Source organism: Flavobacterium tiangeerense (assembly GCF_007830355.1).
Lineage (GTDB): Bacteria > Bacteroidota > Bacteroidia > Flavobacteriales > Flavobacteriaceae > Flavobacterium > Flavobacterium tiangeerense.
Map to the genome: position 1 here is coordinate 77421 of NZ_VLKO01000002.1, position 22955 is coordinate 100375.

Genomic DNA, 22955 nt, shown 5'->3' on the forward strand with positions numbered 1-22955 from the left:
AATACGCTAAAAACTAATTTTAGTATTCCAATTCTAAAAAAAACGTACTCCTAACATTGCTAACCTATCCTTAATCCTATTACGGTTTTTGTTAAAGTTACCTTAATCTCTTGACGATCCCTCCCTTCTAAGTTTGCAAAACAAAATAAAACAACACACCAATGAAAATTTTAAGAAAAAATCTGCTCTTTCTTTTACTTCTATTTTGCGCACATATTACTACTGCACAAACTAATGCAATATCAGGAAAAGTAACCGATTCATCCGGATTCCCGCTTACTGGGGCAACTGTTTTAGTTAAAGGAACTAAAACTGCAGCCACCGCAAATGAAAATGGAAACTACACTATTAATACCGAACTAGGCAAGACATTAGTTTTTAGCTACATGGGCTTTATTACTAAAGAGGTTGTGGTGACCTACCAACAAAATATGAATGTTACATTGCAAGAAGATTCTATATCACTTGGAGAAGTTGTTGTAACTGCTTTAGGAATTAAAAGAGATAAACGTGCTTTAGGATATGCTTCCCAAGAATTGAAATCAGAGGATATCAATAAAGTAAACTCGGCAAATTTTGTATCTAACTTAACAGGTAAAATATCAGGAGTACAAATTACTGGCTCTGGAAACGGAATCATAAGTTCTTCAAGAATTACTATCCGTGGAGACAAATCTTTGAACATCAATAATAACGGACCTTTGTTTATAGTTGATGGTATTCCAATCAATAATAATGTATATGGTATAGGAGGCGGTCCCACTACTCAGACTAACCTACCAACTGATTATGGCAATGGTGCTTCTGAAATTAATCAAGAAAACATTGAAAGCGTAAACGTACTAAAAGGTGCAGCCGCATCGGCACTTTATGGCTCTAGAGCAGCAAATGGTGTTATTGTTATTACTACTAAATCTGGCAAAAAAGGCAAAGGATTTGGTGTTTCAATCGCTTCTTCTTTCATGACAAGCGAAGCATTGCGCTTACCTGAAATTCAAGGTGTTTATGGTGCGGGATCAAAACAAGTATACGATCCTGGAGCAGATACAAACTTAGGTCCACGTTTTGACTCAGGAGTATCTTTATTACAGAATGGAAGTCCAGGATATTCAATAGGACTAGGACAAGTTTTACCATTTGAATTCAGATACAACTTAAATGACTTTTTTAGAAAAGGAAACTCGATTTCAAACTCAGTATCGATTTCTGGATCAGATGAAAAAACTAATTTCAGGCTAAGCTATGGAAAAACTTCCAGCGAGGATATCGTACCTAATTCTAATTTAAAAAGAGAAAACATAAATCTCAACCTTAATTACTCTATTTCAGACAAATGGAAAATTAGCACAGTAGCTACTTACACAAAAAGTGCTAGTGATAATACTCCTGTAACCGGTTACGGAAGTCAAGGAATTATGTACAATTTACTTTGGAATCATACCAATGTAGACTTAGATTGGCTTAAAGATTACTGGATTGTTAAAGATGTGAGACAAAACAGCATGTTTGGTTGGGGAGACAATCCATTTAAAATTGCGTATGAAAATATTAATGCATTTAAAAAAGGGCGTCTTTTTGGTAACATTTCTTCTACTTATGAAATCGATGAAAACTTTTCGTTTATGGCTAGAATAGGAATGGACAATTCTAATGATTTTAGATGGTCAAGACGACCAATTGGATCTTCAAGATATGTTTCTGGAATGTACCGCGAACAAACGATTGGTTTTACAGAATACAATGCTGATATGTTGCTAAGTTACGATCATAATTTTGGGGATTTTTCGGTTAAAATATCCTACGGAGCAAACAGCATGAACCAATACACATCTGAAAGTAAAATTGAAGGACAAGGAATCAGTATTCCTGGAATTTACAATTTGCAAAACATTAATGTTATGCCTATTTCATCAAGAGATATTTACAAAAAACGCATTAACAGCATGTATAGTTTTGCAAATATTGGATACAAAGATTATCTATACTTAGATCTAACAGCAAGAAATGATTGGTCTTCTACTCTTCCAGCAGACAATAATTCTTACTTCTATCCTTCTGCTTCATTAAGCTTTATTCCAACTTCATTATTAGAAATGAATGAGAATATTGATTTCTTAAAACTGAGAGTCAACGCAGCTTCTGTAGGGAACGACACTGATCCTTACAAATTAGTTAAAACATACAACAATGGAACTTTAGCGGGTACATTGACTAATCCTAGCACTATTTTAAATAGTAATTTAAAGCCTGAAATTGCAACATCCTATGAAGTAGGTGTTGAAGCTCAGTTTTTCAAAAAAAGAATTACGCTAGATGCTAGTTATTACATCACCGATTCTAAAAATCAAATCGTAGGTTTAGATGTGTCACAAGCCTCTGGATTTAATTCGAATGTAATCAATGCAGGTAAAATACAAAACAAAGGAATCGAGATAGGATTAGGAATCACGCCTGTTCGAACAGAAAATTTTGAATGGTCACTTAACGCTAATTTTACTCAGAACCGTGGTACTGTAAAAGAATTGACTCCAGGAATTAACAATTACATCATTGCTCAAGGTCCAAATGGTGGCACAATTGAAGCACGTGTTGGCGAGAGAATGGGAGACATGTACGGTCGTGGTTATTTAAGAAGTCCTGACAATCAAATTGTATTCGATGCTAATGGTTCTCCAATTTTAGATACAAAAATCAAAAAAATAGGAAACTACAATCCAGATTGGATGTTGGGCCTTAGCACCAATCTTAAATATAAAAACTTCAATCTTAATGCATTATTAGATGTACGCCACGGTGGTAAAATATATTCAATGACCAATTCAATTGGGATGGAAAGTGGCATCCTTGCCGTTTCATTACCTGGTAGAGAAACAGGAATTATTGGTAACGGAGTTGTTCAAAACACAGACGGAACATACAGACCAAACACAACTTCTGTGAGTGCAGAAAACTGGTATTACTACAATTCTTATCGTAGAGATAATATTGAGGCTAATTCATTTGACGCTTCTTATGTAAAACTGAGAGAGGTAAGTTTGAATTACAAACTATCTGACAAATGGACCAAAGCGGTAAAAATGCAAAACTTAAGTATTGGATTAGTTGGAAACAATCTAGCCCTTTGGACAAAAGTTCCAAACATTGACCCAGAAACTCAAGCAATAAGTGGCGGTACATTACTACCTGGATTCGAAGTATTGCAACTCCCATCATCCAGAAATTATGGAATCAAATTAAATGCTTCATTCTAAAAAAATTATCATGAAAAAAATCTTAGCCTTTATAGTACTATTAACTCTTAGTATTTCTTGCACCGATGGGTTTGAAGAAATCAACACTAATAAAAATCAACCCACTGCTTCACAACCTAAGCAAATGCTTCCCAACGTTATTTTTAACTTGGCCAATAGTAACGTGACAAACTCCTACGATTTTGGCGACATCGTAGCTCAATATGGTGGTTTCTATGAGTACAACCAACTAGATATTTATGATTGGGGAGCTGACAACCGTTTTTGGGGATTGTACAAATGGCTTAACGATATCTATGACATTAAAAAACAAGCCATTGCATTAAATGACAAAAATTACGAAGCCATTAGTCTTGTTCTTGAAACATATACGATGAGTCTTATTACAGACACTTATGGTTACGCTCCCTATTATGAAGCTTCAAAAGGAGAATCTGGAATATTAAAACCTAAGTATGATTCTCAAGAAGCTATCTACAAACAACTGCTTTTAAATTTAGACAATGCAAACGCTTTGATAAATGTTAAATCAAAAGTAGAAGGAGACTTACTATATGGTGGAGACATGTTAAAATGGAAAAAATTCTGTAACTCGCTACATGTTCGTCTCTTGATGCGAATTTCCAACAAGGTCAATGTTAGCGCTAAATTAAATGAGATTATTACTAAACCAGCACTATATCCATTGTTCCAATCGAATATTGACAATGCAAATTATGTTTACTCAGGAAGCTACCCTAATATTTCACCTATGAGTGATGGAGTGAACAGATTGTACGGTTACAATATTGTGATTCCTTCCACAAATTTAGTGAATACATTAATTGCAAATAATGACCCTAGACTAGACGAATGGATTGATCCTATTGCAGGAACAACGAATCATTTAGGATTAAAACCTGGATTACCGCTAGATCAAATTGGGGAACCAACAAAATATTCTAGAAGAGCAGAAGATTATTTTTATGGGAAAACAAAAATATCTTCTCTATTCATGACCTATAGTGAATTGAACTTCTTGCTGGCTGAAGCGAGCCAACGCAATCTTATTACAACTGGATCAGCCAAAATGTACTATGATACCGCAGTAACAGCTTCTTTCGGGCAATGGAATGTAACGATGCCAAATAATTACTTGACAGTTACAGCACCATATAACGCTACAAATGAAGTGCTATATACCCAAAAATGGCTAGCTTTATACCACACAGGAATTGAATCTTGGTTGGACTGGAAAAGAACTGGAAAACCAAGTTTTATTCAAGCAGGTCCAGGAGCTAAAAACAATGGTAAAGTACCTAGAAGAATCTTATATCCAAGTTTAGAGCAATCTGTAAACAAAGAAAATTACAGCGAGGCGATACAAAAAATAGGAGGAAGCGACAATATTAACGCGAAAGTATGGTGGGATAATTTTTAATAAAAAATGAAAATGAAAAAAATATTATTAATTCTGATCCTTCTTGTTGCGGTGAATTCCCAAGCCCAAAAAGCAGAGAACATCATTATCATCACCACTGATGGATTTAGATGGCAAGAGGCTTTCAAGGGAATGGACGAAGCTTTAGCTAAGGACAAAAAATTCAATCAGAACGACAGTACTTATATTTATAAAAAATATTGGGCTGAAAATATAAACGAGCGAAGAGAAAAATTAATGCCTTTTATGTGGTCTGTTCTGGCTAAAAAAGGACAGATTTATGGCAACAGAACCCTTGGTAACAAGGTAAATAATGCCAATCCCTATTGGTTTAGTTATCCTGGTTATAACGAAATCATGACAGGCTACGCTGATACTTTAATCAATTCAAATAAGTATCCTGCAAATCCAAATATTACTATTTTAGAATTCTTAAGCAAACAAGCTAAAATAAAAGGCAAAGTTGCTGCTTTTGGGGCTTGGGATGCTTTTGATAATATCCTAAATGAAAAAAGAGCAGGTTTTCCAGTGGTATCTGCTTTTGATAAGGTAGGAGGAAAAACACCAACAGAGAGACAAAAATTAATTAATGCTATGCTAGCAGATTCATTTAAACCTTTTCACGAGGAGGAATGTCTGGATGTATTTACACATTATGGCGCTCTTGAAGAATTGAAAACAAACAAACCAAAAGTATTATACATCTCTTATGGCGAAACGGATGAGTGGGCTCATGCTGGATTTTATCGTTCCTATTTAGATGCAGCACATCAAGTGGATGCTTGGATCAAAGAGATTTGGGACTTTGTACAAAACGATCCTCAATACAAAGACAAAACGGCTTTAGTATTTACAACAGATCATGGCAGAGGCGATCTCACAAAAGCAGAATGGACGAGTCATGGACCACAAATAAAAGACGCTTCAGAAATTTGGTTTGCTGCTATGGGACCAAAAATTGAAGCAAAAGGGGAAATAAAAGAGGAAAATCAATTGTATCAAGATCAATTTGCACAAACTATAGCTAAGATTATGGGTTATACATTTGAAGCCAATCATCCTATTGCGAAAGAAATCCCTTCGGTACTAAAATAAAAATAATATTTCAAATAAAAAGCTGTCCAAAAGTACTTTTTCGGACAGCTTTTTTTATGCTTCTTTATTGGCCAATTGTCCACAAGCAGCATCAATGTCTTTACCTCTACTTCTACGCACTTTTACAACAATTCCGGTTGCTTCAAGTGCTTTTATATAAGCATTTATAGATTCTTCAGATGCTTGTTGAAACTCCCCATCATCAATTGGGTTGTACTCGATAAGATTCACTTTACAAGGAACATATTTACAAAATTTGACTAATGCATCTACCGCTTCTTTATTGTCGTTGATACCTTTCCAAACTACATATTCATAGGAGATTTTTGATTTTGTTTTTCGGTACCAATATTCTAATGATTCCCGTAATTCAGCCAAAGGAAAATTAGCACTAAAAGGCATAATTCTTGCGCGAACTTCATCTATTGCCGAGTGTAATGACACGGCTAGTTTGAATTTCACATCGTCATCGGCTAGTTTTTTAATCATTTTAGGAACTCCAGAAGTGGAAACCATAATTCTTTTTGGAGACATCCCTAATCCTTCCTGGGAAGTAATCATTTCAATAGCCTTCAAAACATTGTTGTAATTCATCAACGGCTCTCCCATTCCCATGAAAACAATATTCGATAACGGATGATTGTAATACAAGCGACTTTCTTTATCAATAGCAATTACCTGATCATAAATTTCAGCAGGTTCTAGATTTCGCATTCTTTTTAATCGCGCTGTAGCGCAAAAGTTACAATCCAAACTACACCCAACTTGACTAGAAACACAAGCGGTAGTTCGTGTATTTGTAGGTATCAAAACCGACTCTACTACTAAACCATCGTGTAACCGAACCGCATTTTTTACGGTTCCATCTTCACTACGTTGCATGGTATCTACTTTGATGTGATTGATTACAAAATGCGTTTCCAGCATAGTCCTAGTTTGTTTCGAAACATTGGTCATGTCCTCAAAACTGTGAGCTCCTTTGCTCCACAACCATTCATATACCTGATTTCCTCTAAAGGCTTTGTCATTATTGGCAACAAAAAAATCACGCAATTGTTCTTTTGAAAGGGATCTTATATCTTTTTTTTCGATTTCCATGCTGCAAAGTTAATAAGTATTTTGAGGTTTTCGTTATTTGTGAATTTGGTTATTTGTAATTTTGTGAAAAATTTAAAATAATGCATTTCATTTCTCCAGAATTAGAAGATTACATTGAGCAACATTCTGAAAAAGAGCCTGCTTTACTAGCAGCATTAAATAAAGAAACCTACCAAAAGATTTTGCTTCCGCGAATGTTGAGCGGGCATTTTCAAGGCAGGGTTTTGAGCATGTTGTCAAAATTGATTCGACCTCTGAATATTCTGGAAATTGGAACCTATACTGGTTATTCAGCGTTGTGTTTGTGTGAAGGCATGCAAGAAAACGGACAATTGCACACGATTGACATCAAAGAAGAATTAGTTGATTTTCAACGCAAGCATTTTGACAAATCTCCTTGGGGAGAACAAATTGTTCAACATCTCGGCGAAGCGGTTGACATTATCCCAACGATTGACTTAAAGTTTGATTTGGTTTTTATTGATGCAGATAAAGAAAACTACTTGAACTACTTTGAATTGATCTTACCCAAAATGAATAAAGGAGGGATTATTCTCTCTGATAATGTTTTATGGAGCGGGAAAGTTTTGGAACCACTAAATCCTAAAGATTTGAGTACGAAAATATTACTAGAATATAATCGTTTATTAGCAACGGATCCAAGAGTAGAGACCGTTTTACTGCCTATTCGTGATGGATTAACGGTAAGTAGAGTTCTTTAGTTTAAAAATTCTGCTGAAAACAACTGCCCTAGCCCTGATAGAAGCGGCATCTCCCGGTCTTAAAAAACAAGGCTCTTTTTGCCGTAGTTTTTTAGATCGGGAATACAGCGGATAGCAGGAAATAGCTCCTAAATAAAAAGAGTTATGAAAGCTCCTGAGGGAAATATTTCTTTTGTGCTTTTTTGTATAAAAGGTGCATTAGATACCCAAAAACAAAGCCGAAGAAATAGCCCGTGAGTATGTCTAATGGATAATGCAAGCCTAGATAAATCCTACTGTACGCGAAAACCAAAGGCCAAAGAAACAAGAATCCAAGATACTTGATTCTACTTTTGAATACAAAGTATAAAAAGCTAGCAACAGCCATAGAATTTGCGGCATGTCCTGAAAAAAAGCTATAAGAACTTCTGGATTGAACCACCCTGATAAAGGTATTAATATCTGGATTGTTACAAGGGCGCAAACGCTGAAAACCATTTTTGAAAGCGTTTGTAATTTGATCTGTAAAGGTAATTAATAGCGCTACAAATAGGAGTAAATACAAGGTTTGTTTGCTTCCTATTTTTTTGTAAACCAAAAACAATAGCAATAAAAAAAAGGGAAGCCAGTTGATTTGTTTGGTCAAAAATAACCAAGTTGCATCAAAGGTTTCATTGCCAAGGCTATTGAGATAAATAAAAAGTTCTACATCAAGTGCACGTAGTTTTTCTAGCATTACATTTGTCGTTTTATAGGTCCTGTAATTTCATCTTCAAGTGAAGAAGTTGCCTCTTCAACAGGTTTTGTTTCGGCAAGTAAACTATCTTTTACTTTTGTAATTTCATCCTTTACACCTGATGTAATAGAATCAAATGGAGAGATGTCTCCCAAGATAGATTCTTTTGCTTTATTAATTTCGCTATTGATCGATCCTGTCAAACTAGAAATAGATTTGGTATCAAAACCATTTGTTTCTGCTCCTTTTTGAATTTCACTTTTTATATCATTTGTAGCATTTTTTAGCTGCGCCATTGCTTTACCCATGGTTTTAGCAATTTCTGGTATCTTATCTGAACCAAAAAGCATAAGTACAATAAACATGATAAAAATTAATTCGCCTCCTCCTATACCAAACATAATTTTATATTTTTTATGATTACAAAGATATTACTTTTTGAATGGTTGACTTTTAATTATTTCATAAAAATACCCCCAAAGAGCAGTTGCTTTTGGGGGTATTGTATTTTATTTTAAAAGTAATTAATCAAATTTTGATTTCACTTCTTCTTTTGGCCAAGTATTATTAGTTACATCAATATCAGCCGTTTCTAATTTTGGATCTACAATAATTTTTTTGATCGCTTTATCTGTTGCGTATACTTTCTTAGCAGTGTCATTGTTTTTTCTCCAAATTTGAGCTGGGTATTTAAACGTTTCTTTTGAGTCATCCTCATACGTTAACTCCACAATGATTGGCATTAACATTCCTCCTGGCTTATTAAACTCTACTTCGTAAAAATATTTTGGTGCTTTTAATGTTGATTTTTCCTCAGCAGTAAAGTTTTTTTCTACGTACTCAGATAATAAACTTACCTCGTTAATAGCCAATGCTTTTTTATCTTTAGCGCTTAACTCCTCACTTGTAGCAGGAACTAAGTATACGAATGGTCCTTTTTCTTGACCAAAACGCCCTCTACGAACTACTGCATCTTTCAACTCTTTTGTTGCCGTTTCAGATACATAATATTGTTTTACCTCTTTTACACCAATGTCTACAAAATCAGTGGAGTAAAACCATCCTCTGAAAAACCAGTCTAAATCAACTGCCGAAGCATCTTCCATAGTTCTAAAAAAGTCCTCAGGAGTTGGGTGCTTGAATTTCCATCTGTTAGCGTAAACCTTAAACGCATGGTCAAACAATTCTCTACCCATAATGGTTTCTCTAAGAATGTTTAATCCTGTAGCAGGTTTTCCATAGGCATTAGCTCCAAATTGCACTATGGTTTCAGAATTTGACATGATTGGCTCTAAGAATTTTTGATCACCACTCATGTAAGGAACTATTTTACTTGCTGGTCCGCGGCTTGAAGGGAAATTAACATTCATTTCTTGCTCAGCCATGTATTGCATGAAAGTATTCAATCCTTCATCCATCCAAGACCATTGACGCTCATCAGAGTTTACAATCATTGGGAAAAAGTTGTGTCCTACTTCATGAATTACCACACCTATCATTCCGTTTTTAGTACGCTCACTAGTAACTCCTTTTTCATCAGGACGCCCGTAATTCCAGCAAATCATTGGGTATTCCATCCCCTGATCTTCTGCTGAAACCGAAACTGCTTTCGGGTAAGGATAATCAAAAGTATGTGCTGAATAGCTCTTTAAAGTGTGCGCTACTGTTCTAGTTGAAGTTTCTCCCCACAATGGATTGGATTCTTTTGGGTAAACCGAAACAGCCATTACCGTTTTCTCATTTAGTTTCACCGCCATGGCATCATAAATGAATTTTCTAGAAGTTGCAATACCAAAATCTCTAACATTTTTAGCACTGAATTTCCATGTTTTCTTTTTATCTGAGAAACCTTTTTCAGCCGCTTCAGCTTCTGCCTGCGTTACAATAACCACTGGCTTATCATATGATTTTGTTGCTAGTTCATATCTTTTCACTTGCTCTGCAGTAAAAACTTCGCTTCTATTGGTTAACTCTCCTGTTGCTTCCATCACGTGATCAGCAGGAACTGTGATATTTACATCAAAATTACCAAACGGCAATGTAAACTCTCCTGTGCCCCAAAACTGCATGTTTTGCCATCCTTCAACATCATTGTATACCGCCATTCTTGGGTAAAACTGAGCAATTACATATAGTTTGTTGCCTTCTTTTTCAAACAATTCATATCCAGAACGACCGCCTTCTAGTCTGTAATTATTAATGTTGTACCACCAGTTGATAGAAAAAGAAAATTTTTCTCCCGGTTTTAATGGTGATGCCAAGTTAATACGCATCATGGTTTGATTTATCGTGTAGGATAAAGGATTTCCTTTAGCATCCTTAACTTGTTCAATATTAAAACCGCGTTCTGCTGGCTCTTTTAAAAACTTAGTTGCAAAACTTCCTGCTGGAAAAACTTGCTCCATTCTTTGGCTGTCTGCCAATGGTGTCTGCGAGTTTTTAGCAGCTTGATTTTGATCTAATTGAACCCATAAATACTCTAACGTATCTGGTGAGTTGTTGGAATAAGTCACGGTTTCTGAACCTGTCAATCGTGATTTTTTATCGTCTAATTCAATGTTAATTTTATAATCGGCTTGTTGCTGGTAGTAAGCAGGTCCGGGAGCTCCAGAAGCAGTACGAAACATGTTTGGCGTTGCCAAAACATCATACATCTGGCTAAATTTGTTGTTGTCATATCTCCCTGTTTGCTTAGGAGTTACAGGTGCGGTTTTCTCTTGAGCAAATAGCATTGCCGGAAGCAGCAAGAATAAGGATAATTTTTTCATAGTTGGAAATCTGGTTATTTCAATGGGTGAAAATAATATTTTTTTTGTTTAAAAAAGCACTAATTAATATTTTAACACTCCTTTTGATGTTGATGTCGTAAATAAAAGTGTGTTTTTGACCCCCAAAACATTAAAATGCATAATATTTTGTTGCTCAGCATTATTTTGTGTCAATACTGCATTGTATATATCTAGTGCCTTCATTTTTTTGATTTCTTTGATACTCAAATAACAAATAAGCACATCCCCTTCCATCTCTTTGCTAACAAAATTTATAACTTTGGTTTGTCCATCTACTTTCACAATAAACTTCTCATTAAGATATTTTTTTAATAGCAGGACATCGTCAGCTGTCTCCATTTCTGAACCTATATTTACTTTTCTATTATGCTTTTTTTCCAAGGCATTATTCAAGTCGTCTACAAAAATACGAGCAGTGATTTGAATCATTTTTTTCTCAGAAACATAATTTACTTGAAACAGGGCAACATAAAATTTGTGCGCCGCAAAAGATGACATAGAGAGAATGAGTACTACAAAAAGAACTCTTGTAATTATTTTTTTCATTTTTCAAAAGTAGTGAATCTTTTAAATTCTTTGTTCTTGTTAACCAAAAAATCCATTAGTAAAAAGGTATCCGTATGGTCTAAATACTTACTTGAAGCAGCATCGTTTTTACAATAATCTAAAAACAAGTTGACTTCATCAGGTTCTAGTTTTAATGTATGCGAAAAAAAATAGCCATCAATTCGGGACAACACCATTTCTGGAAATTGATCTGTATTGTTGCTTTTCAATTCATCTAAATTCTTCTTTGTGAATGCTTTTTTTAGCATTTTAAAAACGCGTACAAAATCTAATCCGTTTTCAATGGATCTATCCGATGGCATGGCGCTATTCTTGACAGCTGATTTTTCATCGCTTATGAATTTCATATCAACTATTTTTTGGGTGTTAGGCAAAGAAGGCTTTGGGTCTAACTTTCCTTTGACCACAACTTCTTTTAAGGCCGTCAACTGCGATTCCATATCAAATAAAGCGAGCGGCTTTAAAAAATCGTTTTCAGAAACAATGATTTTTCTCGACTTAAAATTTAAACTGGAAATGAGCAACGTATCTTTGGCTTGAGCCAAAATATCAAAGAAACCCTGCTTGCTGATAAACGTTTTGGTCTTGGCATTCAAATTAAAAACATACCCATTATCTACTAGGGTAAAATCATTGATCAATCGCGCATGCAATGGCTTTCTATCTTTATTTTGAGCCCATAAAACGTTTCCAAAAAGGATAAAAATAAGTAAGAGCTGCTTCATATTATTGTTTTTTCAAAATTGCTATTTCAGTTGCCTTGTAATTTATCTTTATATTCTTGTGCCAAGGGTATCATGCTAAAAATAATTTGATCTTTGTCCCGAGTGAGTAGTGTTTTTGTAAAGTTTTCATTTTCAACCAAATAATACTTGAACCCACTGATATATTCCTGTTTAATCCCTAATTGATTTGTAAAAAAATCATCTTGAAACTCCTCGGAAATCCATTTGATATTCAGCTCTTTTCTTTCAAGAACGATCAATTTTTTTAAGCGTTTGGTTCTTCCGTTTATTTTATTAATCAAGGGATCTAATTCCATTGAACCACCTAATAATCCCAACAGCATGATAGGTTTCCAATCTCCCGCTGTTTGTAACTTTCGTTCTGCAGGAGTGAACTTTTTAGTGTTTTTTGACGCTATTCCTAAACTGTAGGCATCTATCTTTTTACCATTAACAACAACTTCTTTCAACACCGTGTTCTTAAGTTGCATCTCTATTACAGCATCTTCTTTTTCTAAATCAGCATCTAAAATTATTATTTGTTTCTTTTGCAAATGAACGGCTTCAAAAACAAGAGTATCTTTGACATGAACTACTATGGAAAAAAAGCCATCTTGGTTGGTATTTACTTGCAGACCTGTTTTTTTATTGGTAATGGTTACACCTGCTGTAAACTGATTGCTTACTATTACTTTTCCAGTATAAACCTTCTCAACAGTAGATTGGCCAAATGCAATTTGGAATAAAAAAAGAACACAAACTACTATTTTAAACTTATTGCGACGCATTCATTTCATTATAAATTTCGGCGAGCTTTACAATTCTGAACATTAATTTCCACTTGTTATTGCTTTTTAGAGACGCACTAAATTCTGCATCTTCTATACAATAATACTGAAACCCTTTGATGTAATCTTTGTCGATTTTTAAGGTTTCAACATAATATTTATCCTGAAAAACACCATCAAGTCTATTTAATGCTGCTATATTCCGTTCTACTTTAAGAGCATTATCAAGCGCTGGATTTTTACCAGTTATCATTATTTTTATTGCTTGCAGCGGTCCATTAGGCTGGGAATATCTACCGCGTTCCGCTGCCGTTACAACTTTTTGATTTTTAGGAATTACACCTAATGCTCTAGCATTAATTCCGGGATGAGCATTAACATAAACCACTTGCAATTCAATTGCTTTTGTTAACATCTCAATATCTAAACGTTTTTGATGCATATCCTCTTCATCAATGCTTCGCCTATGGATTTCTAAATTTGGTGCTGTAAAAACCAAAAGATCGTCTGGTTTTGCCATAATATTAAAAACACCCAAACTATCACTTACCGTTTCTTTTTCATTAACAATATTCAAGACATGAACACCAGCTGCAGGCTTTGCATTTGCTATAATTTTACCTGTTAGGAGTTTTTCATTTATAACCTGTCCCTGAGCACAAATACTCAGTAATGTTGCTATTAGTGCTATGCTATTATTTTGTTTCAAGAGCTATGATTTCGTTATAATTTTGAGCTAATTTGGATATTAAAAACATGGCCTTCCATTTATTTTTAGTAGTAAGTGCTGCTGCAAATTCAACATCATCAACACAGTAATACTGGAATCCTAAGATATATTCCTGAGGGATTTTCAGGGTCTCTACATAATATTTATCTTCAAAAAAGTTGGCAAACCTGGCCAATAGTTGTTCCTTTTTCTCCACAATCATTTCTTTTTTCAGCATAGCCTTGCGTCCAGATATGGTGTTAAGTAACCCATCTATTCCTCCACCGGAGGTTGCCGTATACATCTTTCGCTGTGCGGGAGTGTACTTTTTTTGACCGTAAGGAATAATTCGCAAACTTTCTGCCGAAATACTATTATCATTGACAATAACCTCCCTTAAAACAATACTTTTAGGATTCATTTTTACCAACAAAAGCGTTTGCTCAAGATCTTGTTTCTCTATTTTTTTTCGTAGTCCTTCTAAATTAACGGCTGTAAAAACAAGTACGTCACCCTCTTTTGCAGGAATTGTAAAAAAACCGTTGCCATCAGATATTGTTGCTTTCTCCGTGGTAAGATTAACAATATTAATTCGGTCTACAGCAACAGAATCTGCTACAATTTTACCCCGAATCTCTTTTACGGGCACATCTTGACTGTACATTGATTGCACCATCATAAACAGCACTAACAATAATGTATTTTTAATTTTCACGAGCTATTATTTCTTTATATTTTAATGCTAAATCTCCCATCAAAAACGCAGCTAAAGCAACATTTTTTGACTTTAAAGCAACTATAAAACTATCATTTTCAATACAATAATATTCAAATCCTTTTACGTACAAAACCGGAATCTTCAATTTAGTAACAAAATATTCTGGAGTAAATAAATTCTCTATTTGTAAAATATAAAATTGATTTTTCTCTGCATTCAACTCCTTTTTCAGCATTTTTGTTCTGCCGGAAATCCAGTTTAGCAATGGATCCACCGAGACTGAACCACCAGCCATTGATCCTGCATTAAAAGAAGCATTCAAGTCAGTTGCAGTATATAATTTTCTTTCTGCGGGAGTGTACGTTTTTTGCCCTTTAGGAATAATTCCGAGTGCTCTAGCATTGATTCCGTTTTGAACTACAACTTCCTTTAATTGATACGAGCGTAAGTTTGCTTGTACCGAAATAAATCCTTGTAGAAATTGCTGGGCCTGTACTAACCTATAAATATCTTTTATTTGCAATCCTGTAAAAACCAAAGTATCTCCAAACGCGGCAAGTATCGAAAAATTTCCTTGAGCATTAGTACGAGTGGTTTCTTTAGTCTTTTTGTTCACAACATCAACACCCTCTAAAACATCATCTTGCACCATTACCGAACCCTTTAGAGCAATTCTAGGCATTTCTTGCGACTCCATTTGTGTAGTCATCAAAATAATAAGCAAGCACAGCACTTTAAACATTCGTTAAAAAAGAAGTATTGATTCGTTGTAAAAGTATCGTAATGCTTTGCAAATTAATTACTAATAGGATGGTAAAAAAATGTTAATTAAAAATCACAGTTAAAAAAGACGGTTTTAATATCTTTATAAAAAAAATAACACCTTAACAATGAAAAATATGATTATTGCAAGTACCTCAACACTTGCTCATCAAAGTTACTTAGAATATCTATTGCCTACCCTAACCAAACATTTTAAGGATTGTAGTAACATCCTTTTTATTTCATATGCTAGACCTGGCGGTATTACCCACGAGGAATACACAGCAATTGTTAGATTGGCTTTCGCCAAAATTAATATTACTGTAAAAGGAATTGAGGAATTTGAAAATCCCGTGCAAGCCGTACAAGAAGCATCTGGAATTTTTACCGGCGGCGGAAATACCTTTGTATTAGTATCTCAATTGTACAAAAATAATATCGTGCAACCACTTGCTGATGCCATTAGAAAAGGCACACCATATTTAGGTACAAGTGCTGGTAGTAATATATGCGGACTTAGCATGCAAACTACAAATGACATGCCTATTGTTTATCCGCCTAGTTTTAAAACTTTAGGAATGATTCCGTTTAATTTAAATCCGCATTACCTTGATCCAGATACAACATCTACTCACATGGGTGAAACGCGCGAAACTAGAATTAAGGAATTCCACGCATACAATTCGGTTCCCGTTTTAGGATTACGAGAAGGCAGCTGGCTGGAAGTTATAGGAGATAAAATAACTTTGAAAGGCAATTTAACCGCAAGATTGTTTGGTCAAAATCAACTTCCCAAAGAGCTTGAAACAGAAACCGACTTGAGTTATATTAAATAATTTAAAGAAACATATGAAACAAAAAAAGCCGAAACATAAAGTTTCGGCTTCAAAGACCGAAATACGAGGCTTCCCGTATCACCTCGTTCACGGGATAAACTTCTCGCACAACCTTAAAACAAAAAACCCCAAACAAAAGTTTGAGGTTTTAGAGCGAAAGACGAGGCTCGAACTCGCGACAACCAGCTTGGAAGGCTGGAGCTCTACCAACTGAGCTACTTTCGCATTATAACAGTAAAAAAATTTCTAAGTAAAACTTGAAACTTAGAGCGAAAGACGAGGCTCGAACTCGCGACAACCAGCTTGGAAGGCTGGAGCTCTACCAACTGAGCTACTTTCGCATTAACAACGGTGCAAATATACTTAATAAGTTTCCTTTAATGCAAGTTTTTTTTAGAAAAAGTCAAAGCTACCAACCGTCAAACCTTTATACAAACCCAAATTTAAAACCCTAAATAATTTAATATGAATTTATTATAACGCTTGAAAGCTTTTAAAAAAATTATAAAAAATATTTTAAAAACACCTGTTTTAAGCACTAATAAGATAAAAAAACACTAATCAATAAGGTTCCTACCTGTTTTTATGAAGCCTTACGAAATGCTTCTACTTCCAAAAACTGTTGCTCTTGACGGATGATAAATAAAAAAACAAGATTTATTTTGTATCGTAGTGATGATCTCTTTAGACATTTCTGCGGGAACTGCCGGACATCCTTGGCTACGGCCTAAGCGTTGATTGTTTTTTATAAAAGAATCAGATACGTAATCAGCGGCATGCATGACAACACCTCTTGCGCGGGCATTATCATTTACTCCTTTTTCTAAACCATCCAAACGCAGTGACATACCGTGTTTTCCGGTATAAATTTCGCCCGTGGCATAGAAACCCAAGCTGCTTTTATACGATTCTGACGCATTAGAAAATTGAGAAGCATATTCTTCTCCAGTGTTGCGACCATGTGCTACAAGCGAGTGAAATAAAATTTCACCTGTATCAATATTAATAACCCAAAGTCTTTTAACATTAGACGACAAACTAAAATCAATGATAGTAAGAATGTCTTTTTGGATTACCCCTTTCTCTTTTAATGAATAATATCCTTTGAGAGCCTCAGAGAAACTTTCCAGTTTTGGCAATGAAAATTTGTCCGAATTTAATCTTCGGTACACTTCTTCCATTTTTGATTCTTCGGTAGGTACAGCATTATTTGCATATACGTTGTGACTGCTTGGGGTTTTATCAACAAAACGTGGTTTTTCTGTCAATGAAGTAAATAAAAGCAATAAAATAGTAGGTAGCATCGTATAAATCATTCGAGTCTATTAGATTATAATTTGATTTGGAGTCGCAAAATTACACATAATAACATGTCATTCAACGGGTTTAACATAATTTTATTTAAAAATTACTTGATAATGAATGTTTTAAATCGCGTATACCTCCGCTACCACTACTCTACACCTACTTGAATTTGTATTGTTTTAAAAGTTTTAGTTCTTCCTAATGTCCATGTTTCACGAGGCAATCAAACATTTAATGATTATTTGTTTTAAGAAAGTGTAACAATACTATAAAAAATAAGTCTATTATGACAAACTATGGATTTATACAGAAAACATTACTGTAAAAGCAATGGTTTTACACATCAATCATTTTATAATCACTGCATGAAGAATCTATTTTTATTTTGTTTCATTACTTTCTCTTTCATTGGCTATAGCCAAAAGAAAACATTACAAACCAAGTTCATTTCTGAAAAAATAGAAATTGACGGTAAACTAAATGAAGCTATTTGGAACTCTGCAGCTGTAGCGGGTGATTTCATCACATTTGAACCTGATAATGGAAAACCCATCCCCGAAAACAAAAAATCAGAGGTTCGGGTTTTATATGATAATGACGCCATTTACATAGGCGCAATGCTGCATGATGAAAATCCTGATAAAATTTTAAGAGAAATCACACAGCGAGATGATTTTGGGACTTCGGATATTTTTGGGGTGTTTATAAATGGATTTAATGATGGTCAACAAGATTTTCAATTTTTTGTAAATGCTGCTGATGGTCAAGCTGATTGTATTACAACCGATTCAAATGGAGAGGATTATTCTTGGGACGCAGTCTGGGAAAGTAAGGCTGTTATTACTGATAAAGGCTGGGTTGTAGAAATGCGAATCCCATATGCTGCACTTCGCTTTTCGGCAGAAAACAAACAAACTTGGGGACTGAACTTTTTTAGAGAAGTAAGAAGAGATCGATATAAATATTCTTGGAATTTTATTGACTCAAAACTAGGGACTTTTACACAGCAAAACGGAACACTAGAGGGTATTGAAAACATCAAACCTCCCGTTAGGCTTTTCTTATTGCCGTACTCCTCTTTTTATGTAAATGCCAATGCTAAACAAAAAACATATGGCACACTTAAAGGCGGACTGGATTTGAAATACGGTATCAACGATGCTTTTACGCTAGACATGATTTTGATACCTGATTTTGGACAAACAAAATTTGACGATCAAATCTTGAATTTGGGTCCGTTTGAACAGCAATTCAATGAAAACAGACCTTTTTTTACAGAAGGAACGGATTTGTTTAGCAAAGGAAATTTACTGTATTCGAGACGTATTGGCGGAAGCCCAAGCACTAGACCTAACTTAGCAACTAATGAAGTTGTTGATGCTAGTCCAGCCACTGTAAACCTAATTAATGCCTTTAAAATTTCGGGTAGAACTAAGGGCGGACTGGGTGTGGGAATATTGAATGCCGTTACCGAAAAAACAACCGCATCGATTCGTAATACTGAAACTGGCGCTAGACGAGAAGAGCTTATTGAACCCCTAGCCAATTACAATGTACTCGTGCTAGACCAACGCTTTCGCAAAAACTCCTCAGTTGCATTCATAAACACTAATGTTACTAGAAATGGGAATTTTAGAGATGGGAATGTTACTGCACTAGCATGGGATTTAAACACTAAGAAAAACACCTATAATTTAGCTGGAGATTTTAAGTACAGCTACATTAACACTACAGAAGATAAGAAAGGAATCAATTCTCAACTTAATTTTTCCGAAACTAGTGGTAAATACAGATACGGTATTGGGGCTGATATTATGACAAAAGATTTTGACAACAATGACCTGGGAATCAATTTTCAAACCAATTATTATAGTGTATATGGAAATGCAAGTTATAGAATTTTAAATCCTACTAAGTATTTTAACTCTTTTAATGCCAGGATTAATGGCTATACACAATTTCAAAAAGAAACAGGAAAAATTCAATCCAACAACCTCAATATTCAAATCAACTCTGATACCAAAAAAAACCATTATATCGGTTTTGGCATCAATAGTAACCCACTAGAATCCTACGATTATTACGAACCAAGAGCTGAGAATAGATTTGTAATCATACCGGAGCGCGTAGGTGGATTTCTTTATGTATCTTCTAATTACAACAACCGTTTTGCAATTGACTTGAATCCATCGTATACAGTTTTTAACGAAAAAGGAAGAGAAAATTATGGTTTTGCCATTGGACCACGATATCGTTTCAGTGACAAATTATCCTTGAATTACAACTTCAATTTTTTTAGACAAAACAACAATAAAGGATATATTGACACCTATATCAATCCTGACCCAAGTAGTAATTCAAATCAAACTATTGTATTTGCCAATAGAAATGTAGTAACGTATTCAAACACCTTGTCAGGAAAGTATGCCTTGAACAGTCAAATGACTTTCAATGTTGCAATGCGTCATTACTGGTCTTATGCCGAAAATAAAAACACATTATCCTTAGAACAAAATGGCAGGCTTACAGATTTTAAAGATTATACCGCAAACAAAAATTCAAGTTTTTATTCTTGGAATGCTGATTTGTCATACACCTGGTGGTTTGCGCCAGGAAGTCAATTGACCGTCTTGTACCGAAATAATGCTGGTGCTTTTGAACGAAATATCAACAAAGAATTCAACAGCAATGTAACTCGACTACTCAATAATGATGCTTTGAGCCATGTATTTTCGATCAGCATGCGCTATTTTATCGACTACAATCAGGTGAAGAATACATTTTGAATGCATTAATTACAAAAATAGACACCTCTCATAATTAAATAGTCATTTTTTGTATGCGTTCCCCTTTTAATGTATAATAGTTATTTCTGAAGATTTGAACCTTTTTAGAAATACTTTATCTTTGTTTAAAAGACACGATAATGAATAAAAAAGTAATTCTTATGATATTGGATGGTTGGGGAAAATCACCAGATCCAAAAGTTTCAGCTATTGATAATGCAAATGTCCCATTTATAAATAGTTTGTATCAAAATTATCCTAGTGCTCAACTAAGAACAGATGGCTTAAATGTAGGTCTTCCAGAAGGACAAATGGGTAATAGCGAAGTGGGTCACATGAATCTGGGTGCAGGACGAATTGTGTACCAAGATTTAGCCAAAATTAACTTGGCGGTAGCTCATAGAACGTTAGCCCAAGAACAAGTGCTTGTAGATGCATTCACTTATGCTAAAATTAATAATAAAAAAGTACATTTTCTGGGTTTAGTATCAGATGGAGGTGTACACTCACATACTTCGCATTTACGAGGATTGATTGATGCATCGCAAGAATATGGTTTAGAGAAAGTATATGTTCATGCATTTACAGATGGCCGTGATGTTGACCCAAAATCAGGAAAAAATTACATTCAAGATTTACAAGAATACATTAGCAACACTTCTGTTAAAATAGCATCGGTTATTGGTAGGTATTATGCTATGGATAGAGACAGACGCTGGGAAAGAGTCAAACTTGCTTATGATTTACTGGTAAACGGAAAAGGAACTGCTGCCACTAATGCTGTACAGGCTATACAAGAAAGTTATGAGGCAAATATTACAGATGAATTCATAAACCCAACCGTAATCACTACCTACAATAAGGAACCAATTGCAGTAATTGAAGATGATGACGTAGTTATTTTCTTTAACTTTAGAACAGACCGAGGTAGAGAATTAACAGAGGTACTATCACAAATGGATTGTCATGAGCAAAACATGCACAAGCTTAATTTGTATTATGTTACCCTTACCAATTACGACGAAACGTATCAAAACGTAAAAGTAGTTTACAATAAAGATAACATCACTGAAACACTGGGTGAAGTTTTAGAAAAAGCAGGCAAAAAACAAATTAGAATTGCTGAAACAGAGAAATATCCACACGTTACATTCTTCTTTTCAGGCGGTAGAGAACTTCCATTTATTGGCGAAAGCCGAATTTTAAAAAATTCTCCAAAAGTAGCTACTTACGATTTACAACCCGAAATGAGTGCGAATGAACTAACGGAAGCACTTATTCCAGAACTTGAAAAAGAGGAAGTTGATTTTGTATGCTTAAACTTTGCCAATGGAGATATGGTAGGGCATACAGGTATCATGAGCGCGGCAATAAAAGCTTGTGAAGCAGTTGACCAATGTGTTGAAAAAGTTATCACTACAGCACTTGCTCACAATTACACCACTCTTGTAATTGCTGATCATGGTAATTGCGAAACAATGATTAACCCTGATGGAAGTCCAAATACGGCTCACACCACTAATCCAGTTCCGTTAATTCTAGTAGATAAAAACTTAACGATGATTAAAAACGGTGTGCTAGGTGATATAGCCCCTACAATACTTGAATTGATGGGTGTTGAAAAACCTGAGGTAATGACTTGTAATTCTCTACTATGAAAAAGTATATGATTGTGCTATTAACTATAACTTTATATAGTTGCAGCTCATTAGGAACAGGACATAACGGCAGCCCTGGTGAGAATGGCTCAAATGCAATAGGAAACGAGAATGGGAAAAGTGGCGCTCCTGGTAAAAACGGTAAGTCCCACTATAACTAACAATAATTAATAAGAAAGAGGCTTTCAAAAGTATTTTTGAACAGCCTCTTTTTTTGTTAAGAATACTCTCATATCTGAATAGTATTCACATCTTAAATTAAAGTTAAATAAACAATAGCAATAGTATTACTATTAATTATACTGTACTTTTGCTTGAATTAAAAATTCTTTTTATGAAAACATACTTTACAACTGTCCTTGTTCTTCTTATTTCAACTAGTTTGTGGAGTCAAATTAAGTATGAAAAAAATAAAGAATTCAATAATTTAAATGATGCTTTGAAAAATCCTGAGCTTATTTATCGATTGAATTTAAGCAATCAAAACATAAAACTCGATGCAGTGGATTGGTCTAAATTTATAAATCTAGAATACTTAAGTTTAAAAAACGACCATTTAAAAGAAATTCCAAGCGGTATTTCAAACATTAAAACATTAAAATCTATTGACTTAAGCGGGAATGATTTTGATGTCCTTCCTAGTGATTTCTCAAATCTAAAATTACTTGAAGAAGTACGATTAAACGATGAAAGTAAGATGAACTTACCCAAAACACTTGATGTTTTAGCTAAATTACCAATGCTTAAATCTTTGTACTTGGAAAATGATCAGCTCAAAACGCTACCAACTGAATTATTAAAAATAAAAAATCTTGAAAATTTATATCTTGGAAACAATGAAATTGAGAAGGTTCCAACTTTAAAAAAATTAGACCATCTTAAATATTTAGACTTAAAAGACAACAAAATCAAAAATGACTTGCAAGACATGAAAAATTTGAATTTTGGACTGAAAGTAAATTTCTAATAAGATAAAATTAAAACAGATTATAAATACAAAATTGAGCTTAA

The 22955-nt window shown here is 34.5% G+C and carries 20 protein-coding genes and 2 tRNA genes; 9 read left to right on the top strand and 13 right to left on the bottom strand.

Annotated features, from left to right (window positions below; genetic code table 11):
* Positions 1-161 precede the first annotated feature (161 nt).
* The 3 genes from IQ05_RS02025 to IQ05_RS02035 are packed head-to-tail and all read left to right on the top strand — an operon-like array spanning position 162 to position 5766.
* The gene (locus IQ05_RS02025) at positions 162-3251 is read left to right on the top strand and encodes a SusC/RagA family TonB-linked outer membrane protein (RefSeq protein ID WP_144889343.1); all 3090 of its coding nucleotides are present in this window, start codon (positions 162-164) and stop codon (positions 3249-3251) included.
* 10 nt (positions 3252-3261) lie between these two features.
* Positions 3262-4671, top strand: coding sequence for a SusD/RagB family nutrient-binding outer membrane lipoprotein (locus IQ05_RS02030; RefSeq protein WP_158634568.1), 1410 nt, complete (start codon positions 3262-3264; stop codon positions 4669-4671).
* Positions 4672-4683: 12 nt separating this feature from the next.
* Positions 4684-5766: an alkaline phosphatase family protein gene (locus IQ05_RS02035; protein ID WP_144889347.1), complete on the top strand. Its 1083-nt coding sequence runs from the start codon at positions 4684-4686 to the stop codon at positions 5764-5766.
* 54 nt (positions 5767-5820) lie between these two features.
* On the opposite strand, the gene rlmN is transcribed toward IQ05_RS02035, so the two are convergent.
* Positions 5821-6864 carry a 23S rRNA (adenine(2503)-C(2))-methyltransferase RlmN gene (gene rlmN / locus IQ05_RS02040; protein WP_144889349.1) on the bottom strand — a complete coding sequence of 348 codons (1044 nt, stop codon included), beginning with the start codon at positions 6862-6864 and terminating at the stop codon, positions 5821-5823.
* An 80-nt stretch (positions 6865-6944) separates the two neighbouring features.
* Here rlmN and IQ05_RS02045 point away from each other — a divergent pair, with 80 nt between their 5' ends.
* Positions 6945-7586, top strand: a complete 642-nt coding sequence (locus IQ05_RS02045; protein WP_144889351.1) for an O-methyltransferase — start codon at positions 6945-6947, stop codon at positions 7584-7586.
* 142 nt (positions 7587-7728) lie between these two features.
* On the opposite strand, the gene IQ05_RS02050 is transcribed toward IQ05_RS02045, so the two are convergent.
* From IQ05_RS02050 to IQ05_RS02090, 9 genes are all read right to left on the bottom strand, one after another.
* On the bottom strand, positions 7729-8301 hold the full coding sequence (locus IQ05_RS02050; RefSeq protein ID WP_144889353.1) for a phosphatase PAP2 family protein: 573 nt from the start codon (positions 8299-8301) through the stop codon (positions 7729-7731).
* Positions 8301-8702, bottom strand: a complete 402-nt coding sequence (locus tag IQ05_RS02055; RefSeq protein ID WP_144889355.1) for a Sec-independent protein translocase subunit TatA/TatB — start codon at positions 8700-8702, stop codon at positions 8301-8303. The genes IQ05_RS02050 and IQ05_RS02055 overlap by 1 nt, the downstream gene beginning before the upstream one ends.
* A 123-nt stretch (positions 8703-8825) precedes the next feature.
* A complete protein-coding gene (locus IQ05_RS02060; RefSeq protein ID WP_144889357.1) occupies positions 8826-11069 on the bottom strand; it encodes a M1 family metallopeptidase in 2244 nt (747 codons plus the stop codon).
* A 63-nt stretch (positions 11070-11132) separates the two neighbouring features.
* Positions 11133-11636: a DUF6702 family protein gene (locus tag IQ05_RS02065; protein ID WP_144889359.1), complete on the bottom strand. Its 504-nt coding sequence runs from the start codon at positions 11634-11636 to the stop codon at positions 11133-11135.
* Complete coding sequence (locus tag IQ05_RS02070; protein WP_144889361.1) at positions 11633-12382, bottom strand: hypothetical protein; 750 nt, start codon at positions 12380-12382, stop codon at positions 11633-11635. The genes IQ05_RS02065 and IQ05_RS02070 overlap by 4 nt, the downstream gene beginning before the upstream one ends.
* 26 nt (positions 12383-12408) lie before the next feature.
* Positions 12409-13170 (bottom strand): peptidase associated/transthyretin-like domain-containing protein, encoded by a 762-nt coding sequence (locus IQ05_RS02075; protein WP_144889363.1) that lies wholly within the window; start codon positions 13168-13170, stop codon positions 12409-12411.
* Complete coding sequence (locus tag IQ05_RS02080; protein ID WP_144889365.1) at positions 13157-13879, bottom strand: hypothetical protein; 723 nt, start codon at positions 13877-13879, stop codon at positions 13157-13159. Before IQ05_RS02080 ends, IQ05_RS02075 begins: the two co-directional genes overlap by 14 nt.
* On the bottom strand, positions 13866-14594 hold the full coding sequence (locus tag IQ05_RS02085; protein ID WP_244289513.1) for a carboxypeptidase-like regulatory domain-containing protein: 729 nt from the start codon (positions 14592-14594) through the stop codon (positions 13866-13868). The genes IQ05_RS02080 and IQ05_RS02085 overlap by 14 nt, the downstream gene beginning before the upstream one ends.
* Positions 14584-15306, bottom strand: a complete 723-nt coding sequence (locus IQ05_RS02090; protein WP_244289514.1) for a hypothetical protein — start codon at positions 15304-15306, stop codon at positions 14584-14586. Before IQ05_RS02090 ends, IQ05_RS02085 begins: the two co-directional genes overlap by 11 nt.
* A gap of 181 nt (positions 15307-15487) precedes the next feature.
* Between IQ05_RS02090 and pepE the strand changes: the two genes are divergently transcribed.
* Positions 15488-16195 (top strand): dipeptidase PepE, encoded by a 708-nt coding sequence (pepE, locus tag IQ05_RS02095; RefSeq protein WP_144889369.1) that lies wholly within the window; start codon positions 15488-15490, stop codon positions 16193-16195.
* A gap of 152 nt (positions 16196-16347) precedes the next feature.
* On the opposite strand, the gene IQ05_RS02100 is transcribed toward pepE, so the two are convergent.
* The 3 genes from IQ05_RS02100 to IQ05_RS02110 all read right to left on the bottom strand — a co-directional run bounded on the left by IQ05_RS02100 (position 16348) and on the right by IQ05_RS02110 (position 17511).
* A tRNA-Gly gene (locus IQ05_RS02100) sits at positions 16348-16420 on the bottom strand.
* A gap of 43 nt (positions 16421-16463) precedes the next feature.
* Positions 16464-16536: transfer RNA gene (locus IQ05_RS02105), tRNA-Gly, on the bottom strand.
* A 252-nt stretch (positions 16537-16788) separates the two neighbouring features.
* Positions 16789-17511 (bottom strand): murein L,D-transpeptidase catalytic domain family protein, encoded by a 723-nt coding sequence (locus IQ05_RS02110; RefSeq protein ID WP_144889371.1) that lies wholly within the window; start codon positions 17509-17511, stop codon positions 16789-16791.
* 354 nt (positions 17512-17865) lie between these two features.
* On the opposite strand from IQ05_RS02110, the gene IQ05_RS02115 reads away from it, so the two are divergent.
* The 4 genes from IQ05_RS02115 (at position 17866) to IQ05_RS02125 (ending at position 22911) form a co-directional block, all read left to right on the top strand.
* Positions 17866-20286: a DUF5916 domain-containing protein gene (locus IQ05_RS02115; protein ID WP_144889373.1), complete on the top strand. Its 2421-nt coding sequence runs from the start codon at positions 17866-17868 to the stop codon at positions 20284-20286.
* A 140-nt stretch (positions 20287-20426) separates the two neighbouring features.
* Positions 20427-21944 (top strand): 2,3-bisphosphoglycerate-independent phosphoglycerate mutase, encoded by a 1518-nt coding sequence (gene gpmI, locus IQ05_RS02120; protein ID WP_144889375.1) that lies wholly within the window; start codon positions 20427-20429, stop codon positions 21942-21944.
* An 8-nt stretch (positions 21945-21952) separates the two neighbouring features.
* A complete protein-coding gene (locus tag IQ05_RS15335) occupies positions 21953-22105 on the top strand; it encodes a hypothetical protein (protein ID WP_158634569.1) in 153 nt (50 codons plus the stop codon).
* Positions 22106-22278: 173 nt separating this feature from the next.
* Positions 22279-22911, top strand: a complete 633-nt coding sequence (locus IQ05_RS02125) for a leucine-rich repeat domain-containing protein (RefSeq protein ID WP_144889377.1) — start codon at positions 22279-22281, stop codon at positions 22909-22911.
* The last annotated feature ends 44 nt before the right edge of the window (positions 22912-22955 follow it).